Below are 1264 nucleotides of genomic sequence, written 5' to 3' on the forward strand. Positions count from 1 at the left end.
CTTCGGATCAGCGACCCACCCGCCGCCTGCGGCGGCGATCGTGGAGGCGGGAAGTGTGCTCGGGTGGTCACCGCGGGTGGGGTGGCTGATCATGGAGGCTGTGGATCGTTGGTGACCTCGGTCGCTTCTTTGTGCTTGTCAGCCAGGGGATCAGCGTGGGGCGCGGGACTTGCCACGGGAATCGTGGATTGTTGCCAAGAGCACGCGAGTCAGACTCCATATTTTGATTTCGGTCCCGCCCACGGTCCACACCCTCAACAACAGCTCAACAACACTGATGGGAGGCGTGGGCTATGGAAGTGATGCACGAATGCTGTGCAGGACTGGATATTTCGAAGAAGGACGCCAAGGTGTGCATCCGGGTGGCGCGGCCGGGTAAGAAGCCTATCGAGACGATCACCACCTGGTCGGCGATGACCCGCGACATCGTGGCGTTGCGGGAACATCTGCTGGCCGCGCAGGTGACGTGTGTGTCGATGGAAGCCACCAGCAGCTACTGGAAACCGTTCTACTACCTGCTCGAGGACTCCGGCTTTGAGCTGGTGTTGGCCAACGCCGCGGATGTGAAGAACATGCCGGGCCGCAAAACCGATGTATCGGATGCGACGTGGCTGGCCCAGTTGACCGCCCACGGTCTGGTCCGGCCGGCGTTCGTGCCGCCCCCACCGATCCGCCAGTTACGGGATCTGACCCGTACCCGCACCGCGATCACCCGCGAACGCACCCGTGAGGTGCAACGGCTCGAGAAGCTCCTCGAAGACGCCGGTATCAAACTGTCGGTGGTGGTCAGCGACATCACCGGGGTGTCCTCGCGGGCCATCCTGCGGTCGATGGTGGCCGGCGAACGCGACCCGAAAGTGCTCGCCGATCTGTCGGTGCGGCAGCTACGGCGCAAGATCCCGTCCCTGATCCCGGCGCTGGAAGGCCGATTCAGTGACCACCACGCGTTCCTCGTCGAGTTCCACCTCGACCTGATCGCCACCCTCGATGAGCGCATCGCGCTGATCACCGAACGCATCGAGGAGGCGATGGCCCCCTTTCGAGCCGTCCGGGAACTGTTGATCGAAATCCCGGGCATCTCGACCGGCACCGCCGATGTGATCATCGCCGAAACCGGAGGCGACATGAGTGTGTTCCCCAGCGCCGATCATTTGGCGTCGTGGGCCGGGGTCGCGCCCGGGCACCACGAATCGGCCGGCCGCCGAAAATCGGGGAAAACCCGACACGGTAACCGCTACCTCAAAGGCGCCCTCGGTGCTGCGGT

General features: G+C 64.0%; 1 protein-coding gene. It reads left to right on the top strand.

What is annotated here, in order from left to right:
* Positions 1–293 precede the first annotated feature (293 nt).
* Positions 294–1264 (top strand): IS110 family RNA-guided transposase (locus MKW15_RS24155; protein WP_240862927.1); only part of this gene is annotated, 971 nt, incomplete at its 3' end.

This window comes from Gordonia gummivorans (genome assembly GCF_022513585.1).
In the GTDB taxonomy this organism is placed as follows: domain Bacteria; phylum Actinomycetota; class Actinomycetes; order Mycobacteriales; family Mycobacteriaceae; genus Gordonia.